The sequence below is a fragment of the Polaromonas sp. P1_G2 genome (assembly GCF_056405515.1).
In genome coordinates this window covers 1-588 of record NZ_JBFUBY010000731.1, presented here as the reverse complement: position 1 = coordinate 588, position 588 = coordinate 1, and the positions used below count along the sequence as shown (strand labels likewise).

Here is a 588-nt window from a genome sequence, read left to right as displayed (position 1 = left end):
GCCATCGCTCAGTGCCGCGGTCGCGTGGCAAAACTGCCGACCGACATCGTGATATTCGTCGCGCTGACGCTCATAGGTCATCGTCGGGTTGACGATCTCCTGCAGCTGCAGTCCGGCTTCATTGTAGTGGCGGAATTTCAATGCGAAATCGAACTTCAGCTGGCGGGCGACCCATCTCGCATCGCATTGCGGGCTGGAATCCAGAACCGGCCAGGCGAAGGCGCTCCCTGTGTTTATCGAAAGGGTTGCGACGACAAAGCCGAGCGCGAGCAGGAAACGAAGGGCAGACATGGTATTTCTCCGTAGGAGACGCCAGCATTGGTCGCTTCGTCCTATCAGGTCAAGAGCATTCCGGCCACAGTCCCCACCGCTGTCAATCCGCGGCCCAGAGCACCTTATGGGCGTCGAGGAAGTCGACCGAATGGATTACGGTGCCAGCATCGCCGAGGAAGCAGACATTGTAGTTCGGCGCGAAGGCGCCATAGCCCATGCGCTCGACGATGCCGGAAAAATCCGGCCAGCAGACGTGGTTGGTGGAGCGCGGCGCCGAGAACGGAATGCCGCAGACCTGCCCGCTCAGCGTGAAAT

Annotated in this window: 2 protein-coding genes; both read right to left on the bottom strand. The window is 60.2% G+C overall.

All coding sequences use genetic code 11. The features are described from left to right. Positions 1 to 291: hypothetical protein (locus tag AC1D0P_RS27245; protein WP_477679584.1), on the bottom strand; the 291-nt coding region annotated here is incomplete at its 3' end. 82 nt (positions 292 to 373) lie between these two features. Beyond that, on the bottom strand, positions 374 to 588 hold a 215-nt coding region (locus AC1D0P_RS27240), incomplete at its 5' end, for a hypothetical protein (protein WP_477679583.1).